Raw genomic sequence first — 23,107 nt, forward strand, 5'->3', positions numbered from 1 at the left:
GGGGCATGCACGTGGCAATAACAGCGGGTGCGGCATCCGGTCAAACCAAGTAGGGAGGATTTGCAAAATGACGATAACAACAGTTCCATCACTTGTCGTGCCGGAGGCATTTAGCCGCTGGCTGGAGAGCCGGGGATTAATATATCAGATTTTAGTTGATTTTTACGGGAGAAAACCAACGCTTTCGCTGGTTGCCCAGTGGAGCCGCAACCGCCAAATGAGCGTAGCCGCGGAAATGACGGAGGGCGGAAGAGAGCTGAAGCGTTATCTGTGCAGCCAGGAGCCTGCCCAGCTTCCGCTGATCTGCGAGAAGGAGAACCGCGAATACAAACGGCTGATGAACGAACTGCCGCGTGAAGCTGCCCAGTTGGGCCGTGAGCAAGAATTCTGCAACGTGCTCTCCGATGTGTACGCTTCGGCGGGGATCGTGTTCAAGAAATGCGGCGGCGAAGCCGATGACCATATCGCTATTGAGCTGGAATTTATGGCCGTGCTGCATGAACGGATGCTGTATAACAGCTTCTCGGTGAGAAGCGCCATGGAATTGCTGGAAATCCAGGAGAACTTCCTGGAAGAGCACTTACTGAGATGGACACCACAATTCTGCGAAAGACTGAATGCAGCTACAGACAGTCCTTTATATCTGGGGCTCAGCCATATGCTGGAGGAATTTCTGCCGCAGGATCTCCAGATGCTGCGCGCCTGGAAGTCTTCGCTGGAGAGCAGCGCGGCAGCCATGGTTTAGCCTGGATCAAGTAACGGTAACCGGCTGCTATCTATAGACTATGTTTACTTTCATATTAAGCACAAACAAAAGGCGCCTCTCCAATTGTGGAAAGGCGCCTTATTTATGAACTTTTGGTTAGTGTTCTTGAGTTCTATTCAATAACCTTTTTGCTGCGGAATTTCATCAGGAATTCATAGACTACAGGTACAACGACCAGTGTCAGCAGGGTGGAGCTGATCAGACCGCCAATAACGGTCACGCCAAGTCCTTTAGAGATAATGCCGGCGCTGTTCTCAAGTCCTGTAACCAGCGGCAGCAAAGCGCCAATCGTGGCGAGAGCCGTCATTAGTATTGGACGCAAGCGGGTGCCTCCGGCTTCAAGCAGTGCCTGACGGGTAGACATCCCTTCTTTTTCCTTGTGAATTACCCGGTCAATCAGTACGATCGCATTCGTTACGACGATACCGATCAGCATCAGTGCCCCCATCAGTGAAGAGACGTTCAGGGTTTCTCCTGCCAGCAACAGAGCGACGAGTGCTCCGATCACAGTGAATGGCAGTGAGAACAGGATCGCGAACGGTGCCAGACCGCCGCCGAAAGTAACAACAAGCACAAAATATACAATGGCAATAGCGGCCGCCATCGCAAGTCCGAGCTGGCCGAAGGTTTCATTGATTTGTTCGGTAACGCCGCCGAAGGAGATGGTAACTCCGTCAGGCAGCTCCAGGGCTTCGATCTTTTCCTTCACGTCATTTGAAGCGCTGTTTACATCGGTAGCAATGATTTCAGCGGTCACATTAACGCTCATTTTACCGTCAATGCGGGTAATCGAGTCCGGCGATGTGCCGTTCTCAATCTTCGCTACTTCGCCAATCGGCACTGTAAAGCCCAGCGGTGAGGTCAGTGTAGCCTCTTCCATTTCCTGAATACTGCTGTACGTATGAGTGTCGGCTTCAATATAGACATTATAGTTTTTGCCATCCACTTCCACCTCTGTCATTACAGGGCGGGCATTAACCGGACTCAGCTTCATGGCAATCTGTCCGGCAGTGAGGCCAAGCGAACTTAGCTTCGCTTGATCGGCAACCACGGTGTATTGTTCGTAACCTTCAGCAAGGCTGGTTTCCCCATCCTTGAAATTAGCGGTATCTGCATTCACGATGCCTGCTATCTCATCGGCTACCGGTTTCAACTGATCCAGAGTGTCGCCAAAAATATTCACGGTCAGCGTATTGCCGCCAAGGCCTCCGCCCATCATGCCGGACATATCGCCCCACACGCCTTCCGGCACCTCTTTGGTCAGCCCTTCAATCAGATTTTCCTTAACTGTGTCGAAATCTGGAGTATCACTGTCATAGGTAATATAGAAGAGACCTGAATTGCTGGAGCCCATTCCCATAAATCCACCGCCACCGATGGAGTATTGCATGTTGTCGATATGCTCTTGGGCCAGAATGTACTTCTCAGCCTTCAGTCCTTGTTCCTGGACATCTTCAGCGGTTTGTCCGGCTTTAGGTGCATAGGTCATGATGACACTCTTATCTTCCTGTGAAGGCATGAAGCTTACCCCGATTGGTTTGATCAGGAACAAGCTGCCAACCAGTAACAGAACCGCGACCCCGAAAGTAACCAGCTTATGGGAAAGGCACCAGTTCAGAATCTTCTGATAACCCAGAGCCATTTTGCCCGGTTTCTCTTCATGGTTTTTCTTGCCTTTCTTCAGTCCGTTACGGAACAGCGTATGCGCCAGTGCCGGCACAAGTGTAATCGCCACAACCAGAGAAGCGAGCAGGGAGAATACCATGGTCAGTGCAAACGGCAGGAACAGTTCGCCCACCATGCCGCTGACAAAAGCAAGCGGAAGGAATACGGCGATCGTTACAATTGTAGAAGACATAATCGGCACGAACATTTCGCTTGTAGCCGCGCTGATCAGCTCCCGGCCGCGCAGCTTCTCACCCGACAACGTCATACGCCGGTATATATTCTCAATGACGACAATCGAGTCATCGACAACCCGCCCGATGGCGACGGTCATCGCTCCCAGCGTCATCATATTGAGCGTGATATCCATTTGCCGCAGGCATAGAACAGCGATAAGCAGCGACAAGGGGATAGAAATGATCGAGATAATAGTTGAACGGATATTCCGCAGGAACAGCAGAATGATCAGTACGGCGAACAGAGCGCCAAAGACTGCCTTGGACAACATAGTATTTACGGAATCCTCAATCGGCTTGCCCTGGTCGAGCAGAACCGTAAGATCCATAGATTTATACTGCTGCTTTAATTCTTTCGTTGTATCTTTAACGCTGTTTACAACTTCAACGGTGTTGGCGTCATTGGACTTAACAATTTGAATCCCGATAGATTCTTTGCCGTTGGTACGGGAGATGGATTCGGACTTGCCGATAACCTCAATGGAGGCAAGCTCACCCAGCTTCACCGTCGGCAGGCCTGTTGGTACTGCAGCACCTGCGCCCGCGCCTGTTCCAGCGGCACCAGTACCAGTACCGGCTGCACCGGCACCACCGGCAACAGCACCACCACCGGCACTAGCAGCACCACCAGCAGCACCTGAACCTGCTTGTGCACCCGCAGCTGAAGGCACAAGCGGAATCGTCAAATTCTTAAGATCGTCTACTGTGGTAATATTGCCGTCTACAACAACGGCCTTTTGTGATTTCTCCATTTCGAACAGTCCCAGCGGAACACGCAGAGAGGAGGCTTGAACGAGGCCTTTAATGGTATCCTCTGTCAGCCCGTATTGCTTCAGTTTTTCCTGGTTGAATTTCAGGGAGACTTCCTTGACGTATTGTCCGGAAATCTGCACGGAAGCAACACCTTCGATATCCTCCAGGGCAGGACGGATATCATTCTCCGCGATGCGGGTCAGCTCTTCCAGATCCCCGGACTTGTCATCGGACAGACTCAGCGAGATAACCGGCAGTGAGCTAAGGCTGAAGCGGGAAATGGTCGGCTTCTGGGCATCATCCGGCAGAGCGACATCGTTCAGGGCTTCACGAACGGCTGCTGTGGCATTATCCAGATTCGCGCCGTAATCAAACTCGATTTGGATGTTGGAAGCATTCTCGAGCGAGGTGGAAGTGATCATCTTGACGCCATCCACATTGCGGAGCTTCTGCTCCAGCGGCTTGCTGACATCATTCACAACACCCTCCGGTGCTGCACCTGGATAAATCGTTGTTACACTGAGATAAGGTATACTGATATTAGGCAGGGTTTCCTGCTTCATGGTCAGGCCGCTGTACAAACCGGCGAATACGATAATAATGGTTAGCAGCCATATCGCGAATTTGTTCTTAAGCGAGAAATTAATTAAGCTTTTCATAAGTAGTGTTTCTGCTCCTCTCGGACTTTCCTATGGAAAGCCTCTATTTATAATTTACTGGTACTGCCTATCCGGACTTCCTCTCTCTGTTTCCACTTCCTTTGGTCTTAAGGGTTAATATAAACCGCATGTGTTCTGCATGTAAGGAGAAATCAGCTTATTCAAATCCTGCAGTTCCTTGTCCAGTACAGGGTAGCTCTGCAGGTTGGCCAGCATTCCCCGGATAATTGCCTTACGTGGGTGTGGCATGAGAATCTCACTTTCCAGAATCCCCAGAGATTCAAGCCCTTCTTCCAGACTTTGCGTGTCTACGGCGGGAGTAGCGCTGAGCAACACTTTCATTTCTTTGATCAGCTGCAGCGGACTTTTGCGCGGGGTGTCCCCATGTTCCTCGAGCCACTGTGTGAGGTAGGTAGAGGAGATCAGGGGATCAGGCTTATCGGCGAGCAGGCCCGAGACGACGATGTCCAGCAGATCCACTAGATGGTCGGCCATACGTGCGATTGATACAGGTGACCCTTGATTGAAAATAACCCGGATATAGGAGTGGATCATCCCGCTCCCAAGCAGGCTTAGGTCTCCTGTGTAAGCCAGAATATCGGGCCCGTACAGGGTTTCGAGTTTATTCTGGAACCAGGTCAGCAGGGGAGCGTTGCTCTTGCGCAGCCATTCCGGCACTTCCATTACGCCTTTTCCGGCAAATTCCTGAATTTGACGCTGCAAAAACTCGCGAAGCTCGTATACATGATTAAGCACGATCTCGATCTGGTTACGCAGCTTCTCCCGCGGGCTTCTCCGGCTCTCCAATTCCTCACGCTGCAGGGGATCACGAATCATGCGGAAGCAATATATGTAAATGCTGCGTTCCAGCTCTTCCTTAGACTTGAACACCAGGTACAGGCTGCCCTTGGAGATTCCGCATAGCTCAGCAATTTCCTGCATGGAGGTGGAGGATGAGCCTTTTACAGCGAATAGCTGCATGGCTGTTTTGATAATCTGTTCTTTTTTGTTTGCGTTTTTGTCAATCACAAAGAGGTATAACTCCTTTCCTGACTATTGGGTTCTGTAAATGACCCTAAGGTCAAGCCGATTATATTATATATTTTGCGGCAATACAAATTTCTGTATGGAGAGTTTAGCTTATTATTGTAATTTTTGTTTTGCAGACGATTCCAGTAGGAAGAAAGAGATTATTCATGTAATATATAAATGTGTCATTTTAGTGATGTACGGAAGAAAGAGAAGGTAGGTTGCATATGAGAAGAGGATTGCAGGCGATAATCATTATCGGGGCTTTGCTGGCATTTTATTATTTTGGTTTTGGTTTACTTGGAAGTACCGCCGGTACGATCATCAGTATTTTCTCCACGTTGACCGTCATCTCGATCGGGCTGGGGATTTTTATGGAGAATCGCAACCCCTCCACAACGATGGCCTGGATTCTGCTGCTTGCCCTGATTCCGGTAGTGGGACTCGTCTTTTATTTCCTGTTCGGACAAAATGTGTTCAAACGGCGTAAATATGATAAGAAGGCCCAGCGGGACCTCATGGCTTATGAACGGATTGAGAATGATGCCCTGCGCATGCACCAGGACTGGTCGGTCTTTGATCCTGCCCGCCAGAAGCTGCTGGGATTATCGCAAAGGCTCGCGCGGACGCCGGTTTCTTTTAATTCAGAAACGCGGATTCTTACCAATGGGGAAGAAACCTTCGGCACCCTGCTGCTGGAGCTGCGGCAGGCTCAGCATCATATTCATATGGAATATTATATTTTTCGGGCCGACCATATCGGCACCCGCATTCAGCAGATTCTGATCGAGAAGGCCCGTGCGGGCGTTACGGTCAGATTTATGTACGACGCTGTAGGAAGTATTCAGCTTTCCAAAGCGTTTCTTAAGGAATTAAGCGATGCAGGAGTGCAGGTTGCCTCATACGGCAATTCCACATCTTTTTTCTCCAGCAGGGTTAATTACCGGAATCACCGCAAAATTGTTGTCATAGACGGCGATGTCGGATTTATGGGCGGGCTTAATGTTGGTGATGAATACTTAAGCCGCAGCAAGACGTACGGCTTCTGGCGCGATACCCACATGCTGCTCAGAGGCGAGGCAGTACGTACGATGCAGATTATCTTCCTGCAGGACTGGATGCATACAACGGGTGAGAAAATACTGGAGCAGGACTACCTCTCGCCACAGCTGCGGTTCACAGCCGGGGATGGAGCTGTGCAGATTATTGCCAGCGGACCGGATAACGAACGGCGTGCGCTGAAGAATATCTTCTTCTCCATGATTACCTCCGCCGAGAAATCGGTCTGGATTGCCAGCCCTTACTTTATTCCGGATGAGGATATCTTGACCGCACTGCGTGTAGCGGCAATGTCCGGGCTTGATGTGCGGCTGCTGTTCCCCGCCAAACCGGATAAATGGCTGCCGTTTCTGGCGTCGCATTCCTATTTCCCGGCCTTGCTGGAATCGGGTGTGAAGATCTACGAATACGAGAAGGGCTTCATTCACTCCAAGCTGCTGATTACCGATGGCGAGATAGCCACAATTGGTACTGCAAACATGGACATGCGCAGCTTTCACTTGAACTTTGAGGTCAATGCGCTGCTGCTGCAGACAGAGAGCGTCTCCCGGATCGTTGCTGATTTTGAACGGGATCTGCTGTCAACCCGCCAGATTGTACATGAGACCTTCATGAATAAACGTCTCCTGGAGCGGATGCTGGAATCTGCAGCCCGGCTGATGTCGCCGCTGCTCTGAGTACGGAATGATAACGGACAAGTAAAAAAACGCCGGAAGAAGCTGAGTGCAGCTTTCCGGCGTTTTTTTTGAAAATATAAGAAACAGGAACTGCTTGATGTTTCTGTAGATCAGAATGTTGTCAGACCCAGGCGGGTCTGCATCCGGTAAATTATATATTTGAGCCAGGTCACCTCGCTTTGGTAATCCTCCAAGGGCAGACTGTACTCCGCCCCCTCATTGTTCCAAAGTGTGTTGAAGTAGCTCTCCATCTCCGCATAGAGCGGCTGATCCTGCGGCACGGATACCCAGAGATTATTCTCCAGATTGTAGTCGTCCAGGTTGCGGGCCGTGAAGTTGGTGGAGCCGCCCAGGACGATTGAGTTGCCGGCCGCTTTGGCAATGAACAAGAGTTTGGTATGATACTGCTCCTTGCCCGTATTGTACCAGCGGATGGCAATGTTGCCATCCGAACGCCGGTTCAGTTCCCAGGCCACCGGACGGTTCGGGATGCCGATTTTATCACGGCCGAAGGCGTTTTGGTTCGGGTCCAGCAGGAGGCGCACCTCTGCGCCGCGTGCGGATGCTTCCTGCAGTGCATCAATAATGGTGTCGTCGGCAAGATAGAACATGCCCATCCAGAGGATGTCGCCCTTCTGGGCCGCACGGATTCCTTCAAGGGCGTATTTGTTTACCTTGCCCTCAGTTAAATATCGTACCTCCAGCGGACCGTCTGCTGCAGTTTCGCTCCCCGTGAGTACGGGGTCTTTGCCAAGCAGCGGACCTGCTCCGGACAGGTCTGCCGCGGCCTGCTCAGTCTTCAGGATATCGGCAATAACGGGACCGCTTACCTCCAGTGCGATATTGGAATGGTAAGCACTGGCATCGTGGACATTGCCGGAGGAGATCAAAGCTGTATTCTCGCTGACTACAACTTTGCGGTGATTGGCCTTTACATTCAGCAGCTTCATATATGAACGGGCTGTGATATCAGGCCCTCCGCTGGCCATAAGATTAGGAATCCAGCCTGTACCGGTTTGCCCAAACCACTGGATGAAGGTCCGCCATACGGCTGAGTAGGCAGGAGTAGAGTCGCGCAGCGCGTCTACATCAGTCAGAATGACTTTGATTCCCGCGGCTTTCATCTCTTCCAGCAGAGGATTGGGGGCAGAGCCGTAATTAGTGTTGACCTCATCGGTGATAAAGACAACATCCATAGCGGGGTACGCTATTTTCTGCGCGATAAGCTTATCGGAAAGCTCCCGGCTGACCGCAGGAAACTGCTGATCCTTATGGGTATACCCATTGAACAGAAATAAGTCAACGACCAGAAACTCCCGCGACTCTTCGATAATTTGCAGCATCCTCGGCAGGATCTGCTCTTCCCGGTGCTGCGACCCGTTGTCGCCCTGGTAGGTCAAATCATGCCAAAAGTGTACATTTTGAACCTTGTACACTGGGCTTTCAGAAGAAAGGCCCGGAGGCAGCGGTTTATGGGTCTGGTAAATCATTACACCGGCTAACCATAACACGAGCACAGTAGCAGCAAGCAGCCATAAGCGGCGGCGTGGGAAGAGGCGTTTTTTTGCAGCAAAGGATGAGTCCAGTTCCATATTATAAGTAGATTGAAGGGTTCCGGGCATAATGGGATGTTTGCGTCGATTCATGGGTTAATCCTCCTGAGTGTGCCGCAGTGTCAAGCCAGTTCTTGCAGCCTGCGTTGGCATTGTAACAACCTATTAACGCCCGTGGGGGAGAAGTGAAGCAGCACCTGCGAAATCGACCAATCTATAGTATGGCTGAACCTCTGATACCTTATGCCATTGTCCTGACGTGGTACAAGGGGGCTCCCATTCTGTAAATTGCTCTGCGGCGATGCTATAATGAAGCATGCTATGGAAATGGAGGGAGTCAGGATGAATCATATGCCGCAGGATGAAGGGCCCCGGCAAGTAAAGGAACGTTTCAGCCCGGAGCCTGGCGGAGATCCGCAGACTGCAGACAGTGCAGGGCATACATCTCTGCTGCCTTCATCCACAACGGGTGAGCGCAAAATTGAGCATGTACGCCTCTGCCTGAACGAGGAGGTCGGCGGCACCGGGATAACGAGCGGGTTCGAGCATTACCGGTTCCGGCATAATGCGCTTCCGGAGCTGAACTTTGACGATATCGCGCTGCGTGCGACCTTCTTGGGGAGGGAGCTGCGCACACCGCTGCTGATCAGCTCCATGACCGGCGGGAGCAAAGCTACCGGGGCAATCAATGCCCGGCTGGCGGAAGCAGCCGAGCGCCGGGGCTGGGCGCTTGGTGTAGGTTCGGTGCGTGCGGCTGTGGAACGCTCTGAGCTGGCCGAGACCTTTCATGTACGCAGCATGGCCCCGGGAATTCCGGTTATCGCCAATATTGGCGCTGTGCAGCTAAGCTATGGCTTTGGCGTGGAAGAATGCCGCCGGGCGGTGGAGATTGCCGGCGCCGACTGGCTGGTGCTGCACCTGAACGGGCTGCAGGAGGTATTTCAGCCGGAAGGCAACACAGGTTTTGCTTTCCTGCTTCAAGAGATCGAGAAGGTATGCCGGACGCTTGAGGTGCCGGTAGGCGTGAAAGAAGTCGGCTGGGGCATCGACGGCGAGACAGCGGTCAGGCTGTACAATGCCGGTGCGGCTTTTATCGATGTGGCCGGTGCAGGCGGCACCTCCTGGAGCCAGGTCGAGAAGTTCCGCAGCAGCGATCCGGTGCGGCGCGCGGCGGCGGAGGCCTTTGCCGACTGGGGAATCCCCACCGCCGAATGTATTGCCGAGGTGCGGGCGGTTTCACCGCAGGGCGCGCTTATCGGCAGCGGCGGGCTGAGGCATGGAGTAGATGCGGCGAAGGCGCTGGCGCTTGGCGCTGATCTGGCCGGCTTCGGTCGGAATCTGCTGGGCCCGGCAGTGCAGTCTGAGGAAGCGCTGGACCATGCGCTGGCACAGGTGGAGCTGGAGCTAAGGACGGCGATGTTCGGCATTGGCGCGCCGGATCTTGCAGCTCTGCGCGGCAACCCGCGACTGATCCGCAAGTAGGGGCGAGCGAAGATTATGGAGTTAAGGAAGGATTACAAATCATGATTAAATTAGTCCAAATGGACGAAATGGCTTTTCAATTTTTCTGGAGTCAATCGACCCGCGATTATGCGGAGGATAAGATCAAAGCGGGGGCATGGGATGCCGAGACTGCGCTCAGGCAGTCTCAGGAAGAGATGGTGCGTTTCCTGCCCAAAGGACTTCACACAGACGGGGCCTACCTGTATTCTGTTATGGAAACAGAAAGCAATACTCAGGCCGGTTATATCTGGTTTAATGTAACGGAAGCACGCACCGGACGGGAAGCTTTCATCTATGATATTTATATTTTTGAGCCGTATCAGGGCAAAGGTTATGGCAAACAGGCCCTGCTTGCGCTTGATGAGTCCGCCCGGGAGATGGGTGTTTCCAAAATCGGCCTGCATGTCTTCGGACAGAACAACCGCGCTTTCGAGTTGTACAAAAAGATGGGCTACCTCGTTACGGACATCACCATGTCCAAAACGCTTTAAGAAGCCCGGCTCATCGCAGCACACAGAGACCTCGTAAAGGGGTCTTTTTTGGCGTTCTCCAGAACGCTTTGGATTAGAAAAATGTGACTTATCTGATTTAATTCGGATGAAAAGGAAAATATGATTGTCTTTATTAAGGAGAGATAAATTATGCAAAAGACAATTCATTCTAACAGAGCAACGGTAGGTTTAAGCCTTATTCTCTTATTGGCCTTGACCGGCTGTAATGGCGGGAATTCGGGCAATCCGGATGGTGCTGCCGCCTATCCTGATTCAGGATCCGGTCCCGGGACCGCTGCGGCAGAGGTTGCTGCTGCACCTTCTGCAGTTCCGGCAACCGCACTTTCGGCCGAATCCACCTTGACCAGAGAGCAGAAACATGAGGATTTTGAATACATGTACAAGATTCTGCAGGAAAACTATCCGTTTTTTGAAGTAAACAAGCGGGCAAATGGTGTCGACTGGCTGGCGGACAAAGATAAGTATTTGGAGAAAGCTGAAGAAACTCCGACGGACCTTCAGTTCTATGGGGCATTAAATGAAATCCTTGCGGATTTGCACAATGGACATACTTATATGCTGGAAAAAGAAACGTACCAGTATTACCGGCAGATCTTTGATGGCAATCCTGTCTATAAACCATGGAGCGATATCTTGGAGCAGAAACAGGTAAAGGATCGTTACGGGGCTGTCGAAGCTGCGGCCACACCTGGGGAGAGCAGCCGTGGAAGTCAGGCTGAACCCACAGAATCCTCCACCCTTTTCCACCGAATCCTTGAACCCGGGAAATCGGCTTATTTGCAGGTGGAAAGTTTCGGGACGGAATACACAGAACAGGATGGGCCTGCCATTGCGGATTTTTTAAGCGAGATCAAGGACTATCCAACGCTTATCCTCGACATACGGGGCAACGGTGGTGGAGATCAGTGGTACTGGATGAGCAATATTGTAGCAAAGCTTACGGATAAAAAACTCCCGTATAAAGAATATTTGCTCTTTAGAGGCGGAGAGTATGAGCAGCCGTTTCTGGCAAGCAGAGGGTTTGGGGAGGTGCCCGTTAAGGGACTGGAGCAGGAAAAGCTGCCGAAGCTTCCACCTGAAGCTATGACGGATTTCAAATCTTATTTTGTGAATACCTATGATATTACTCCCGACCCTGTAGGGTTTAAAGGCGAGATCTATTTGCTCGTTGACAGGAATGTTTACTCCTCATCGGAGAGCTTTGCGACCTTTGCTAAAAGCACGGGGTTTGCTACCCTGGTGGGTGAGAAAACGGGTGGGGACGGCATCGGGGCCACACCGCTTATCGCTGCTCTGCCTAATAGCGGATTTGTGCTCAACTTTCCGGTGGTTCTTGGTCTGACTGCAGATGGATCCGCTAATGATGAATTCAAGACCATGCCCGATGCTGTTGTGAATGCCGAAAAAAACAGAGACTGGCACAAAGACGAAGCGATCCAGAAGGCACTGGAGCTGGCTGCCTCACGGCAATAAGCACGGCTATCTAATGCCAGCCGTTTAACCGCCATGCGCAGCGAAAAGCCTGCCGCCTCCGCCCTTTATCTGACACATCCCCCGGACATCCGCTGTTGCTGGAGATTTTGTTCTAATATATAATGGTTTAGATCAAGTCAGTAATTATGCGGGCGATCAATACAACCGAAAATAGGAGTTGTCATATAAATGGCTTTGAAAGCTGGAATTGTTGGACTTCCAAATGTTGGTAAATCCACTTTATTTAATGCAATTACGCAAGCGGGAGCAGAATCCGCAAACTATCCTTTCTGTACGATTGACCCTAACGTCGGTGTTGTAGAAGTGCCGGATGAACGTCTGGATAAGCTGACCGAGCTGGTGCAGCCGAACAAGACAGTTCCGACTGCTTTTGAATTTGTGGATATTGCCGGACTTGTGCGCGGCGCGAGTAAAGGCGAAGGTCTTGGCAACAAGTTTCTGGCCCACATCCGTGAAGTGGATGCCATTGTTCATGTCGTACGCTGCTTTGTGGATGAGAACGTAACGCATGTGGACGGTAAAGTGAACCCGATCAGCGATATCCAGACGATTAACCTGGAGCTGATTCTGGCAGATCTGGAAAGCCTTGAGAAACGGATTGAGCGGTCCCGCAAAAATATCAAGGGCGGCGACAAGAAATATGCCCAGGAAGTTGAACTGCTGGAACGAATCAAGGAAGCCCTGTACGAAGATAAACCAGCACGCAGTGTAGAATTGTCCGATGATGAGCTCCTGATCGTGCGCGATCTGCATCTGTTGACCTTGAAGCCGGTGCTGTATGCGGCGAATGTGGGCGAAGATGAAGTGTCCAGTGCCGACAATAACCCGTACGTCCAACAGGTCCGTGAGTTTGCCGCTGCCGAGAATGCAGAGGTTGTGCCTATCAGCGCCAAAGTGGAAGCGGAAATTGCCGAGCTGGAAGGTGAAGACAAGGCGATGTTCCTTGAAGAGCTGGGCCTGCAGGAATCCGGCCTGAACCGCCTGATCAAAGCAGCCTACAAGCTGCTGGGATTGTATACGTATTTCACAGCCGGCGTGCAAGAGGTTCGTGCCTGGACCATCCGCCGCGGAACAAAAGCACCTGGCGCAGCCGGTGTCATTCATACCGACTTCGAGCGCGGCTTCATCCGGGCGGAAGTTGTAGCGTATGCTGATTTGGTAGCCGCAGGTTCGATGAACGGTGCCAAGGAACGCGGACAGCTGCGTCTGGAAGGTAAGGAATATCTGGTACAGGACGGCGATGTCATGCATTTCCGTTTCAACGTATAAAACGTGTAAACAGTCTTTGCTTTGCGTTTAAACGTCAAGAAGGGGAGCCATTTCGGGGTGGATGTTCACCTCCGGATGGCTCCTTTTTATAAATAATAGAAGTGTTTATATGCTTCAAGCTATAAATTATCCTTTTATTTCTCGCTGGAACGGCAGAATAACCTCACCGCAGGTTCTGCATAATAAGGTGCGGAAGCTCTGTGTTAAAAAATCCCTCAAATCTATACGGGGGCAATGTAGCCAATTGGCATAATCGGTGGTATAATATAAAGTCGTATATCTATTTTTATTGTATCTAATAATGCAAACATTATTTATTGAATATGAAATTGAATCAGGAGAGGTGAATTCCCTTGTTGGACCGATTGCAATCCCTGGCGGACCGCTATGAGAAACTCAGTGAACTGCTTTGTGACCCGGATGTTGCAAACGACAGTAAGAAACTGAGGGACTATTCCAAAGAACAATCTGATTTGCAGCCTGCTTTTGAGGCTTATACCGAATATAAGAATGTAATGGAAGAGCTGGAAGCGGCAAAGATGATGCAGGCTGAGAAGCTCGATGATGAAATGAAGGAAATGGTCAAGATGGAAATCGACGACCTGTCCTCACGCCAGACCGTGCTGGAGGAGAAGATCCGCCTTCTGCTGCTGCCTAAAGATCCTAATGATGAGAAGAACGTAATTGTGGAAATCCGCGGCGCTGCCGGCGGAGATGAAGCAGCTCTGTTTGCTTCCGATCTCTACCGCATGTATACCCGTTATGCAGACGCACAAGGCTGGCGCGTAGAGCTGATGGATGTGAATACAAATGACCTGGGCGGCTTCAAGGAGGTCATCTTCCTTATTAACGGCCGTGGTGCTTACAGCAAGATGAAATTCGAAAGCGGAGCACACCGTGTGCAGCGCATTCCAACGACGGAATCAGGCGGACGTATCCATACGTCTACTTCTACCGTTGCAGTTATGCCTGAAGCTGAAGAATTTGAGATCGAAATTCATGATAAAGACATCCGTGTCGACACCTTCTGCTCCAGTGGTGCGGGCGGACAGTCCGTTAATACTACCAAGTCTGCCGTACGCGTAACCCATGTGCCTACAGGCATCGTGGCTACCTGTCAGGATGGTAAATCGCAGAACTCCAATAAGGAAAAAGCGCTGCAAGTGTTGCGTGCCCGGATCTCAGACTTGAAACGCCAGGAAGAGGAAGCTAAATATTCCGGCGAGCGGAAGAGCAAGGTCGGCACAGGTGACCGCAGTGAGCGTATCCGTACGTACAACTTCCCGCAGAGCCGGGTTACCGATCACCGGATCGGACTTACGCTGCACCGTCTGGAACAAGTAATGAACGGAGATATTACCGAAATTATCTCAGCACTGTCTATTGCGGAACAAGCGGAATTGATGGAAAAAGGAGAATAATGCTTTGAAACACGACTCTTATGTCATGCCTTACGTGCAAAGCATCCGGGAAGCCTTTGCGGAGGCTTCTTCTTTTTTGGCCGGACATGGGTGCGTTGAGCCGCAGCGCAGTGCGCAGCTTCTGCTGGAGCATGTGCTGGGCCTGACCGGGGCGGCGTATTATATGGCGCTGGCTGATCCTTTTCCGGCAGCGGTGAAGGATGCCTGGGAAGCCGGAGTTACCCGCCGTGCAGCTGGGGAACCGGTGCAGTATATTATTGGCGAGCAGGAATTTTACGGACGGGCCTTTGAGGTGACGCCGGATGTGCTAATCCCCCGGCCGGAGACGGAGCTGCTCGTCGAAGCCATTCTGCGCTACGCTGCGGAGCTGTGGCCGGACGGGATGGTGAATGCAGGAGCGGGAGAAGCGCAGGGAGCTGCGGACAGCTCCGTGCATACAGGCAGTGCAGCCGGAGCTGAAGCGGCTGCACCCAGCACAGAGGCAGGCGGCAAGGAAGCCAGCCCCGCCAGCGGCGCAGGGGAAGCACGCGCCGCCCGTCCGCTGACCGCCGTCGATATCGGCGCCGGCAGCGGAGCGATCTCCGTCACGCTGGCGGCGGAAGCGCCGGCGTGGGTGGTCTGCGCCGGCGATATCTCGCCGGGCGCACTGGCGGTGGCCGCGCGCAACGCGTTGCGGCACGGCGCGGCAGTGGACCTGCGGCTCGGCGATCTGCTCGAGCCGTTTGCGGGGATGGAGACGGATATTCTCGTCTCCAACCCGCCGTATATTCCCGGCGGCGACATCGCCGGGCTGCAGCGCGAAGTGCGCGACCATGAGCCGCGCACCGCGCTGGATGGCGGCGATGACGGGCTTGACCCTTACCGCCGCATGATGGAGCAGCTGCCGCTGCTCCCGGCCCCGCCGCGGCTGGTCGGCTTTGAGCTCGGCCAAGGCCAGGCCGGGCAGGTGGCCGCGCTGCTTGCGGCGGCGGGCCACTGGAACGAGATCGTGACCGTTGACGATCTCGCCGGAATTCCGCGCCATGTGCTGGGCATCGCACGATAGGAAGCAGGAAAGTTAAGTGTTAGAAGATGGAATTTTATTTTTGCTGCCCCTTCCTTTACAATAGATTTTGACGGAACTTCCCTGCAGGCATGAATCTGGAAGAACCAGTACAGAGTAAGGAGACAGAATATGCTTCAGAAGATTAAAAAGATTGACGGCGTCATCGTAATGATTCTAGTGCTGTTGATGGTCGTCAGCATTTTTTCCATATACAGCGTCACGCATGGAAGGGAAAAACTGGACGGGGCACATCTCCGGATGATCAAATTTTATGTGCTCGGCATTATTGCTTTTGTCGGACTGACGTTTGTGGATTACCGGATACTCGTTAAATACGCTTTGTATATTTATATTACAGGGATCGGAATTCTGGTTCTGGTCAGCTTTGTGGGCGCAGAGCAGAATGGCGCCCAGGGCTGGATTAAGTTCGGAGGATTCAGTCTACAGCCCGCGGAGCTGTTCAAACTGATCCTGATTCTTTTTCTAGCGGCCGTGCTTGTCCGCAAGAACAGAAACAAACTCCGCTTCTGGAGTGATGTCGTACCATTGGGCCTGCTTACATTACTGCCGTTTATGATCGTCATCAGCCAGAATGACCTGGGTAACGCGCTCTCTTATCTTGTGATTCTGGTGGGGCTGTTATGGATCGGCAATATCAAATTTTCACATGCGCTCATTGGACTGCTAGTAATAGCCAGCGCTGCTACCGCTGGGATTATGAGCTATATTCACTATCACGATGAAATTAAGGGGTTCCTTGACGATATTGGGCGTTCACACTGGATTGAACGGTTTGATCCTTGGCTTGTGCCCGATAAAGCAACGGCCAAAGCGAGCTATCATACCAAAAACGCCAAATTGGCAATTGCCTCGGGCGGCATGAGCGGCGAAGGGTATATGCAGGGGACTTCCGTACAGACGGACCGTGTGCCGTACACCTATTCCGACTCCATCTTTGTTGCGATTGCCGAGGAATTCGGCTTTGTCGGCTCGGCGCTGCTGCTGCTGCTTTATTTTATTCTGATTCACCGGATGATCCTGATTGCGCTGGAGTGCAAAGACCGGGGCGGGCCTTTCCTGATTGTAGGGATTGTCGCAATGATGCTATATCAAATCTTCGAGAATATCGGGGCTTTTATCGGTTTAATGCCGCTTACCGGAATCACCCTGCCGTTTGTCAGCTACGGGGGCACCTCGCTTATGATTAATATGGCCAGTATTGGCCTCGTCATGAGCGTGCGGCTGCATGGACAGGATATTGAGGAGGATTTGCCGACATCTACTTTATACCCTTCCCCTGCCAAGCAAGGATAGTTTCGCTACTAAATAACAAACCGCTGGAGAACATCTATGCAGATGAACTCCGGCGGTTTTTTTCTATGATTAGGTTTGAAATGGGAGTGTGAGTGATCAGGAAGATTATGGGCCTAAGCTATAAAATTGTATCCAGGCTGTAAAATGTTTTACAATGGGAATAAGTGGCTGCTATACTGTGCTGTTATGTTGTACATAAGTCCAAAATCCGGATAACTTAAGGAGTTCGCCCTATGCTGCAAAGGCTCAAAAAAATTGACGGCGTCATCATTGTTATTCTGCTCTTGCTGATGTGTATCAGTATCTTTTCTATATATAGCGTCACTCAGGGAAGAGAAGGCATGGGCGGAATGCATATTCGAATGATCAAATATTATGGGGTGGGTTTTGTTGGCTTTGCCGTGCTGATGATATTTGATTACCGGCTGCTCGTTAAATATGCGCTGTTTATTTATATTATGGGCATTGGGATCCTGCTGATGGTCAGCTTCTTTGGAAAGGTGAAGAACGGGGGCCAGGGGTGGATCGGAGTCGGTGAATTAAGCTTTCAGCCGGCCGAGCTATTTAAGCTGATTTTGATTATTTTTCTGGCTGCCGTGCTGGTACGCAAAAATAAAAATCAGCTGCTGTTCTGGCGGGATGTCGTGCCGCTCAGTCTGATCGCACTGGTTCCCTTTCTTCTCGTCATCAGCCAGAATGACCTTGGCAATGCGCTGAGCTATCTCATCATTCTGCTGGGCGTCCTGTGGATTGGCCATATTAAATTTTCGCATGCCCTGATTGGGCTGCTTATTATCGGAGGCTCCGCGACCGGCTTTATTTTGACCTATATTAACTATCATGATCAAGCAGTAGTTTTTATTAAAGAAACTCTGGGGCGCGATCATTTTATCAGACGCTTCGATCCTTGGCTCGTTCCTGATGTGGCGAGCAAGGATGCGAGTTATCAGACCCGGAATGCCAAGATTGCCATTGCTTCCGGAGGGATGAACGGAGAGGGGTACCTGGAGGGAAGCTCCGTGCAGAACAATATGGTGCCTTATTTGTATTCGGAATCAATTTTTGTGCAGATCGCGGAGGAATTTGGATTTGTTGGATCGGCAGTACTGCTGCTGCTCTATTTTATCCTGATTCACCGGTTGATTCTGATAGCCCTTGTCAGCAGGGACCGGGCAGGACCGTTTCTCATCGTAGGGATTGTAGCCATGCTGCTGTATCAGATTCTGGAGAATATCGGGGCTTATATCGGTTTAATGCCGCTGACGGGAATTACCCTGCCCTTTATCAGCTATGGAGGAACTTCGATTCTGATTAATATGGCCAGTATGGGCATTGCCATGAGTGTGCTTTTATACGGACAGGATATGGAAGAGGATCTGCCGATGCTTGCCGCTCCCTCAGCCCCTGCCGGCAAATTCAGCAGCATGATTCCGTTTGTGAAATAGCGGATATCGAACTGCTAATTATAAATTAATAGATTGCTAGGTTTGCAGCCTCTCTTCCCTGGACATACTAGGGACATAAGAGTTTCATAGGGAGAGGGGCTGCAGGAGATGGATGTCAATAAACCGGGAATACAGGATTCCTTGCGCGTAACCGTTAAGTATACTGCCATTTTAGTTTGTTTTTTTATGATCCTGATGATGGCCTGGGAAGGGCAAAAAAGCGATGCGGCGATAGCGGAGGTTACCATTCCTCAGGATTCGATCCGTTTGCGCATTCTGGCGAACTCGGATATGACGGGCGATCAGCTGGTCAAACGCCAGATCCGGGACTCCATTGTTGAACAAATGAACCAGTGGGTAGCGGAACTGGAAGATCCCCAGAGCCTGGAGCAGGCGCGGACATTGATCCGGGGTCATCTGCCGGAGCTGAATGCGCTTGTCGCGGACGAATTGGAAAAGCGGGGGATTGAGTACACCTATAAGGTGGAACTGGGTGTGGTTCCTTTCCCGACCAAAATGTACGGTGGTACGGTGTATCCGGCCGGGGAATATGAAGCGGTACGGGTTACGCTCGGTGCAGGCAAAGGGCAGAACTGGTGGTGCGTACTGTTTCCGCCGTTATGCTTCATTGATGCAGGCTCGGGAGATGCGGCTGCCTCCTCCAAAGGAGCAAAGACCGTTTCCGCTGCTGGAGCGGAGGATGGAGCCAAGGTGAAGGCTGCGGAAGCGGGCAAGGTGGCAACCGTTTCGGCTGAGAATGGCAATGGGGATGAACAAGCTTCGGCTCCGAAAGTGCGGTTCTTTATCTGGGAACTGCTGCACAATCTCTGGAGCTGGATCAGCGGATTATGGTCTTGAGCAGATATTAGTCTTTCTGGCTCGTGGTTGCGAGATATGTTACGATATATGATGAACTTGAGCGGATTTGCTGCGGCCCCACCTGGTGGGGCCGTTTTTAAGATTTAAAGAGATGATAAGGTGATGAAAAATGACAGAGCAGAAAGATTACCCGTTCGCGGCCCAGCGCCGGAGCGGAAACATAAAGAATACGGTTTACTGGGAGCTGGATTCCGTAAAGGAAACTGGAGATCACCCGGCTGCGGCTCCGGTGCTGCGGAGTGAGGCGGATGAGCGGGCAATCACGGCGGCTGCAGCCATGCTGCGCGAAGGCGGCACGGTCGCATTTCCGACCGAAACGGTGTACGGGCTTGGTGCGGATGCCCGGAATACCTCTGCAGTAGAGGCGGTTTTTGCGGCCAAAGGGCGCCCTTCCGACAATCCTCTAATCGTGCATATTGCGCAGCGGGCGGATCTGGATGACCTTGTGACGGAAGTGCATCCGGTGGGCGCGGCATTGATCGACGCATTTTGGCCCGGTCCGCTGACGCTCGTACTCCCGGTTCGGCCCGGCGTGTTGTCTCCGCTGGTGACGGCCGGGCTTGATACGGTCGGCGTGCGTATGCCTGACCACCCGCTTGCGCTCGCGCTGCTGGGCGAAGCCGGCTGCCCGGTTGCCGCGCCCAGCGCCAACCGTTCCGGGCGGCCAAGTCCGACACTGGCCGCCCATGTGATGGAAGACCTCGCCGGATACATCGGCGGGGTTCTGGACGGCGGCGCCGCCGGGGTCGGCCTGGAGTCGACCGTCGTGCAGGTGCAGCCGGACGGGACGGTCGCTGTGCTCCGTCCGGGCGGCATTACCGCCGAGCAGCTGGCGGCGGTTGCGGGTGCCGGGGCTGTGGACACCGCCCCGGCCGCTGCCGTGGACTTTGCCGCCGGTGCAGCCGGCCCGTCCACGGCCCGAGTGGATGCGGACGCCGGTACCGGCTCCGCCTCCGGCCAGCCTGCCGGCGCGGCGCAGGCCGCCGGTAACAGCAGCCCGGCGCCGCGCGCGCCGGGCATGAAGTACACGCACTACGCTCCGCGCGGCTGGCTAGGCGTAGTGCGCGGCGTTTCCCCGCAGCGCGTGGCGGGGACCGCCGCAGATCTGCTGCAGGCGGCGCAGCGGAACGGCGAAGTGACGGGCCTGCTCCTCTTCGAGGAACACCGGGCCCTGTATCCCGCCGTTCCGGCCGCCTGCGTCGTTTCCCTCGGCTCGCTGGACTCGCCGGAGGAAGGGGCGCGCTCCCTGTATGCCGCGTTGCGGCGCTTCGATGAAGCGGGAGCGACCTACATCCTGGCCGAGGCTTGCCCGGAGGCCGGTCTCGGCGCAGCCATCATGAACCGGCTGATGAAAGCAGCCGGTGGATCTGTGATCGACGCCGGATAATTTCCGGCTCCGCTCACAGAGTGCCCTGCGTTGAAGTCCCGCAGGGGCACCACGGTCCGGTGCAATGCCGGTCGAGTCCCTCCCGGCCGCCTGATTTTTAACCAAAATCCTTTCACCCAGCGGTTTCCCCGCCTCCGGCCTCTCCCGCTCAGTCATGATTGCCGTCTTGTCCGCATATCGTTGTTGTACAAGACTATCGGACTTTGGGGGTATAGGCATGGGCATAGCAGGGGAATATGCTGGCTGGGGCCAGCTTGTAACGATTGCCATTATGGCAATCGCACTCGGGATGGACGCATTTTCGCTCGGTGTAGGAATCGGGATGAAAGGCATCCGTCTTTTGCATGTGCTGCATCTCAGCCTGCTTATTGCTTTTTTTCATGTGCTGATGCCGCTGCTTGGCTTGTTTACCGGCAGCTATGTGGGACATCTGCTTGGCCAGGTAACAACTTTCGCAGCCGGGGGGCTGTTAATTCTGCTCGGCGGACATATGGTGTTCAACTCTTTCCGGGCCGGTCATGATGGAACACGGTCTATGGATCACCAGACCTTCTGGGGCATGCTGCTTATCTCACTGAGTGTAAGCGTGGACTCTTTTTCTGTTGGGGTATCGCTTGGTATGTTTGTGAATAGCATAGTTTTAACTGTTCTGGCTTTTGGCGCCTGCGGGGGACTTATGGCGATTACCGGTCTGCTGCTGGGCAGGCGGGTCAGCCGTGGACTGGGCGATTACGGGGAGGCGCTGGGCGGAGCGATCCTGCTGGCGTTTGGATTGCTGTTCATCTTCTGATACAATAACGGCAAAAGAAATTTATTTTATATTTTATTTGGAGGTGGAAAGCATGCTGCATATTTTATTCGTCTGCACCGGGAATACATGCCGCAGTCCTATGGCTGAAGGGCTTCTGCGGAAACTTGCGAAGGAACGCGGAATCGAGCTGGAAGTGCGGTCTGCAGGCGTATCTGCCATTTCCGGCACTTCCATATCCAGACACGCTGGAGCAATCTTGCGGGAAGAGGGCATTAATGATCAGATTATCTCCTCACAGCTGAACGCAGAGATGGTGTCCTGGGCGGATCTGGTGCTGACCCTGACGGGGGGGCATAAACGGCATTTGCTGCAATATTTTCCTAGCGCGGTTACGAAGACGTATACCTTGAAAGAATATGTCCATGATGAAGAGGCGGTTAATAGCGATATTCAGGAGCTGGACAGCTTGTATGCAGATGCGGAACTAAGCATAGCACTGGGCGGAGAGCCGAAGGCGACCGATTTGCAGCGGATAATCGAGATCCGCCAGCGGATTCCAAGCTTTGATATTACCGACCCTTATGGCGGTTCCCGTGAGGATTATGAGCTGGCAGCAGCGGAAATCCGTACCGCTCTTTACAATCTGCTTGATAAATTGGAATCCTTACGCCGTTTGTAAAGAAGGTTGATTTTTCGCAGCCTTTCCTTTAAGATGAAATAAATATTATCCGGTTCCGGTGTAACTGGCGACAAATGTGGATCAAACCACGATGGAGCACTGGAATAAACGGCCGGTCGCCTGGGCAAAAGAGCACATCCGCAGCTTCCTGCGGACTGCTCTTTTTTGTTTAAAATGTATGTAAGATTAAGCTGCGCTTTATCTTTCAGCGTTCATTCCCTGCTGTGGCGCAGCGGTACCTCTGCAGTAAAAACACGGTTTGGCTTGAACTGAGTTGCAGTCAACGTTGAGGAGGCAGAAGTGATGGATGAAGTCATGAAGCAGGACTCTTGGGAAGAACGCGCTCCCGGCAGTCCGGCCGGGGAAGTGGTGGAACCGGGGGGGACTGAGCTTTCCTTGGCTGCTGCCACCGCAGCAGTCGTAGGCGAACTGGCGGAAGCCGGCAAGCTGGGGCCGGGAAAAATCCTGGTCGTCGGAGTCAGTACAAGCGAAGTAGCCGGCGTCCGGATTGGAACCGGCGGGGCGCTTGAAGTGGCAGAGCAACTGCTGCAGGGTGTTCGCCAGGTTGCTGATAAATGGGGGTTTCATCCCGTATACCAATGCTGTGAGCATTTGAACCGTTCGCTTGTCATGGAGCGTTCTTTGCTGGAGTCGCTCGGACTGAGGGAGGTTTCGGCGGTGCCGATACCGGGAGCCGGCGGTTCAATGGCTGCCGCAGCGTACCGCTCGATGGCCGACCCTGTTTTGGCTGAAACGGTGGAAGCCCATGCCGGGATTGACATTGGTGAGACGCTGATCGGCATGCATCTGCGCCGGGTGGCGGTTCCGTTTCGCCCGAGTTTGCGCTATATCGGTTCGGCCAGAGTCAATGCGGCCTGGAGCAGACCGCCTCTTATCGGAGGGGAACGTGCGGTATACCGTACACCGGAAACCAGTGGTGCACAGCTCTGCGATTAAGCAGGGCAGCGGCTTTTAGGCAATACATTAACAATCAGGGATTAAATAAGTACA

18 protein-coding genes and 1 riboswitch are annotated in these 23,107 nt (G+C 52.7%); of the genes, 15 read left to right on the forward strand and 3 right to left on the reverse strand.

Annotated elements, in window-relative coordinates; translation table 11 throughout:
• Window positions 1–67 precede the first annotated feature (67 nt).
• Window positions 68–745, forward strand: a complete 678-nt coding sequence (locus tag NYE29_RS12400; RefSeq protein ID WP_038597471.1) for a TorD/DmsD family molecular chaperone — start codon at window positions 68–70, stop codon at window positions 743–745.
• A gap of 133 nt (window positions 746–878) precedes the next feature.
• On the opposite strand, the gene NYE29_RS12405 is transcribed toward NYE29_RS12400, so the two are convergent.
• A complete protein-coding gene (locus NYE29_RS12405) occupies window positions 879–4,079 on the reverse strand; it encodes an efflux RND transporter permease subunit (protein WP_340896214.1) in 3,201 nt (1,066 codons plus the stop codon).
• A 114-nt stretch (window positions 4,080–4,193) separates the two neighbouring features.
• Window positions 4,194–5,108 carry a TetR/AcrR family transcriptional regulator gene (locus NYE29_RS12410; protein ID WP_340896215.1) on the reverse strand — a complete coding sequence of 305 codons (915 nt, stop codon included), beginning with the start codon at window positions 5,106–5,108 and terminating at the stop codon, window positions 4,194–4,196.
• Between the two features lie 227 nt (window positions 5,109–5,335).
• Between NYE29_RS12410 and cls the strand changes: the two genes are divergently transcribed.
• On the forward strand, window positions 5,336–6,844 hold the full coding sequence (gene cls, locus NYE29_RS12415) for a cardiolipin synthase (RefSeq protein WP_340896217.1): 1,509 nt from the start codon (window positions 5,336–5,338) through the stop codon (window positions 6,842–6,844).
• A 110-nt stretch (window positions 6,845–6,954) separates the two neighbouring features.
• On the opposite strand, the gene NYE29_RS12420 is transcribed toward cls, so the two are convergent.
• Window positions 6,955–8,490, reverse strand: coding sequence for a phospholipase D family protein (locus NYE29_RS12420; protein WP_340896218.1), 1,536 nt, complete (start codon window positions 8,488–8,490; stop codon window positions 6,955–6,957).
• Between the two features lie 258 nt (window positions 8,491–8,748).
• On the opposite strand from NYE29_RS12420, the gene fni reads away from it, so the two are divergent.
• From fni to NYE29_RS12485, 13 genes are all read left to right on the forward strand, one after another.
• The gene (fni, locus tag NYE29_RS12425; RefSeq protein ID WP_445322206.1) at window positions 8,749–9,879 is read left to right on the forward strand and encodes a type 2 isopentenyl-diphosphate Delta-isomerase; all 1,131 of its coding nucleotides are present in this window, start codon (window positions 8,749–8,751) and stop codon (window positions 9,877–9,879) included.
• Window positions 9,880–9,920: 41 nt separating this feature from the next.
• Complete coding sequence (locus NYE29_RS12430; RefSeq protein ID WP_340896220.1) at window positions 9,921–10,391, forward strand: GNAT family N-acetyltransferase; 471 nt, start codon at window positions 9,921–9,923, stop codon at window positions 10,389–10,391.
• Between the two features lie 150 nt (window positions 10,392–10,541).
• A complete protein-coding gene (locus NYE29_RS12435) occupies window positions 10,542–11,885 on the forward strand; it encodes a S41 family peptidase (RefSeq protein WP_340896221.1) in 1,344 nt (447 codons plus the stop codon).
• Between the two features lie 189 nt (window positions 11,886–12,074).
• Complete coding sequence (gene ychF / locus NYE29_RS12440; protein ID WP_038597457.1) at window positions 12,075–13,175, forward strand: redox-regulated ATPase YchF; 1,101 nt, start codon at window positions 12,075–12,077, stop codon at window positions 13,173–13,175.
• 353 nt (window positions 13,176–13,528) lie between these two features.
• The gene (prfA, locus tag NYE29_RS12445; RefSeq protein WP_076109669.1) at window positions 13,529–14,596 is read left to right on the forward strand and encodes a peptide chain release factor 1; all 1,068 of its coding nucleotides are present in this window, start codon (window positions 13,529–13,531) and stop codon (window positions 14,594–14,596) included.
• A gap of 25 nt (window positions 14,597–14,621) precedes the next feature.
• The gene (locus NYE29_RS12450; RefSeq protein ID WP_340899692.1) at window positions 14,622–15,641 is read left to right on the forward strand and encodes a N5-glutamine methyltransferase family protein; all 1,020 of its coding nucleotides are present in this window, start codon (window positions 14,622–14,624) and stop codon (window positions 15,639–15,641) included.
• Window positions 15,642–15,770: 129 nt separating this feature from the next.
• The gene (locus NYE29_RS12455; RefSeq protein ID WP_340896225.1) at window positions 15,771–16,955 is read left to right on the forward strand and encodes an FtsW/RodA/SpoVE family cell cycle protein; all 1,185 of its coding nucleotides are present in this window, start codon (window positions 15,771–15,773) and stop codon (window positions 16,953–16,955) included.
• Between the two features lie 233 nt (window positions 16,956–17,188).
• Entirely contained in the window at window positions 17,189–18,400 is a 1,212-nt protein-coding gene (locus NYE29_RS12460) for an FtsW/RodA/SpoVE family cell cycle protein (protein ID WP_076109666.1), read from the forward strand.
• A gap of 108 nt (window positions 18,401–18,508) precedes the next feature.
• Window positions 18,509–19,258, forward strand: coding sequence for a stage II sporulation protein R (gene spoIIR / locus NYE29_RS12465; protein WP_340896226.1), 750 nt, complete (start codon window positions 18,509–18,511; stop codon window positions 19,256–19,258).
• Between the two features lie 130 nt (window positions 19,259–19,388).
• A complete protein-coding gene (locus tag NYE29_RS12470) occupies window positions 19,389–20,666 on the forward strand; it encodes an L-threonylcarbamoyladenylate synthase (RefSeq protein WP_340896227.1) in 1,278 nt (425 codons plus the stop codon).
• Window positions 20,667–20,883: 217 nt separating this feature from the next.
• Window positions 20,884–21,456, forward strand: coding sequence for a manganese efflux pump MntP (locus NYE29_RS12475; RefSeq protein WP_076109663.1), 573 nt, complete (start codon window positions 20,884–20,886; stop codon window positions 21,454–21,456).
• A gap of 52 nt (window positions 21,457–21,508) precedes the next feature.
• On the forward strand, window positions 21,509–22,096 hold the full coding sequence (locus NYE29_RS12480) for a low molecular weight protein arginine phosphatase (protein WP_076109662.1): 588 nt from the start codon (window positions 21,509–21,511) through the stop codon (window positions 22,094–22,096).
• A gap of 50 nt (window positions 22,097–22,146) precedes the next feature.
• Window positions 22,147–22,229: riboswitch (ZMP/ZTP riboswitch) on the forward strand.
• Between the two features lie 233 nt (window positions 22,230–22,462).
• On the forward strand, window positions 22,463–23,053 hold the full coding sequence (locus NYE29_RS12485; RefSeq protein ID WP_445322207.1) for a TIGR01440 family protein: 591 nt from the start codon (window positions 22,463–22,465) through the stop codon (window positions 23,051–23,053).
• Window positions 23,054–23,107 lie beyond the last annotated feature (54 nt).

Origin of the sequence: Paenibacillus sp. FSL M7-1046, from assembly GCF_038007405.1 — a bacterium.
Lineage (GTDB): Bacteria > Bacillota > Bacilli > Paenibacillales > Paenibacillaceae > Paenibacillus_AQ.

What these genes read in the sequence shown, in the direction of transcription:
- NYE29_RS12400 (WP_038597471.1), top strand. Translation starts at nt 68, where the DNA reads ATGACGATAACAACAGTTCCATCACTTGTCGTGCCGGAGGCATTTAGC.
- NYE29_RS12405 (WP_340896214.1), bottom strand. Translation starts at nt 4,079, where the DNA reads ATGAAAAGCTTAATTAATTTCTCGCTTAAGAACAAATTCGCGATATGG.
- cls (WP_340896217.1), top strand. Translation starts at nt 5,336, where the DNA reads ATGAGAAGAGGATTGCAGGCGATAATCATTATCGGGGCTTTGCTGGCA.
- NYE29_RS12420 (WP_340896218.1), bottom strand. Translation starts at nt 8,490, where the DNA reads ATGAATCGACGCAAACATCCCATTATGCCCGGAACCCTTCAATCTACT.
- fni (WP_445322206.1), top strand. Translation starts at nt 8,749, where the DNA reads ATGCCGCAGGATGAAGGGCCCCGGCAAGTAAAGGAACGTTTCAGCCCG.
- NYE29_RS12430 (WP_340896220.1), top strand. Translation starts at nt 9,921, where the DNA reads ATGATTAAATTAGTCCAAATGGACGAAATGGCTTTTCAATTTTTCTGG.
- NYE29_RS12435 (WP_340896221.1), top strand. Translation starts at nt 10,542, where the DNA reads ATGCAAAAGACAATTCATTCTAACAGAGCAACGGTAGGTTTAAGCCTT.
- ychF (WP_038597457.1), top strand. Translation starts at nt 12,075, where the DNA reads ATGGCTTTGAAAGCTGGAATTGTTGGACTTCCAAATGTTGGTAAATCC.
- NYE29_RS12450 (WP_340899692.1), top strand. Translation starts at nt 14,622, where the DNA reads ATGCCTTACGTGCAAAGCATCCGGGAAGCCTTTGCGGAGGCTTCTTCT.
- NYE29_RS12455 (WP_340896225.1), top strand. Translation starts at nt 15,771, where the DNA reads ATGCTTCAGAAGATTAAAAAGATTGACGGCGTCATCGTAATGATTCTA.
- NYE29_RS12460 (WP_076109666.1), top strand. Translation starts at nt 17,189, where the DNA reads ATGCTGCAAAGGCTCAAAAAAATTGACGGCGTCATCATTGTTATTCTG.
- spoIIR (WP_340896226.1), top strand. Translation starts at nt 18,509, where the DNA reads ATGGATGTCAATAAACCGGGAATACAGGATTCCTTGCGCGTAACCGTT.
- NYE29_RS12470 (WP_340896227.1), top strand. Translation starts at nt 19,389, where the DNA reads ATGACAGAGCAGAAAGATTACCCGTTCGCGGCCCAGCGCCGGAGCGGA.
- NYE29_RS12475 (WP_076109663.1), top strand. Translation starts at nt 20,884, where the DNA reads ATGGGCATAGCAGGGGAATATGCTGGCTGGGGCCAGCTTGTAACGATT.
- NYE29_RS12480 (WP_076109662.1), top strand. Translation starts at nt 21,509, where the DNA reads ATGCTGCATATTTTATTCGTCTGCACCGGGAATACATGCCGCAGTCCT.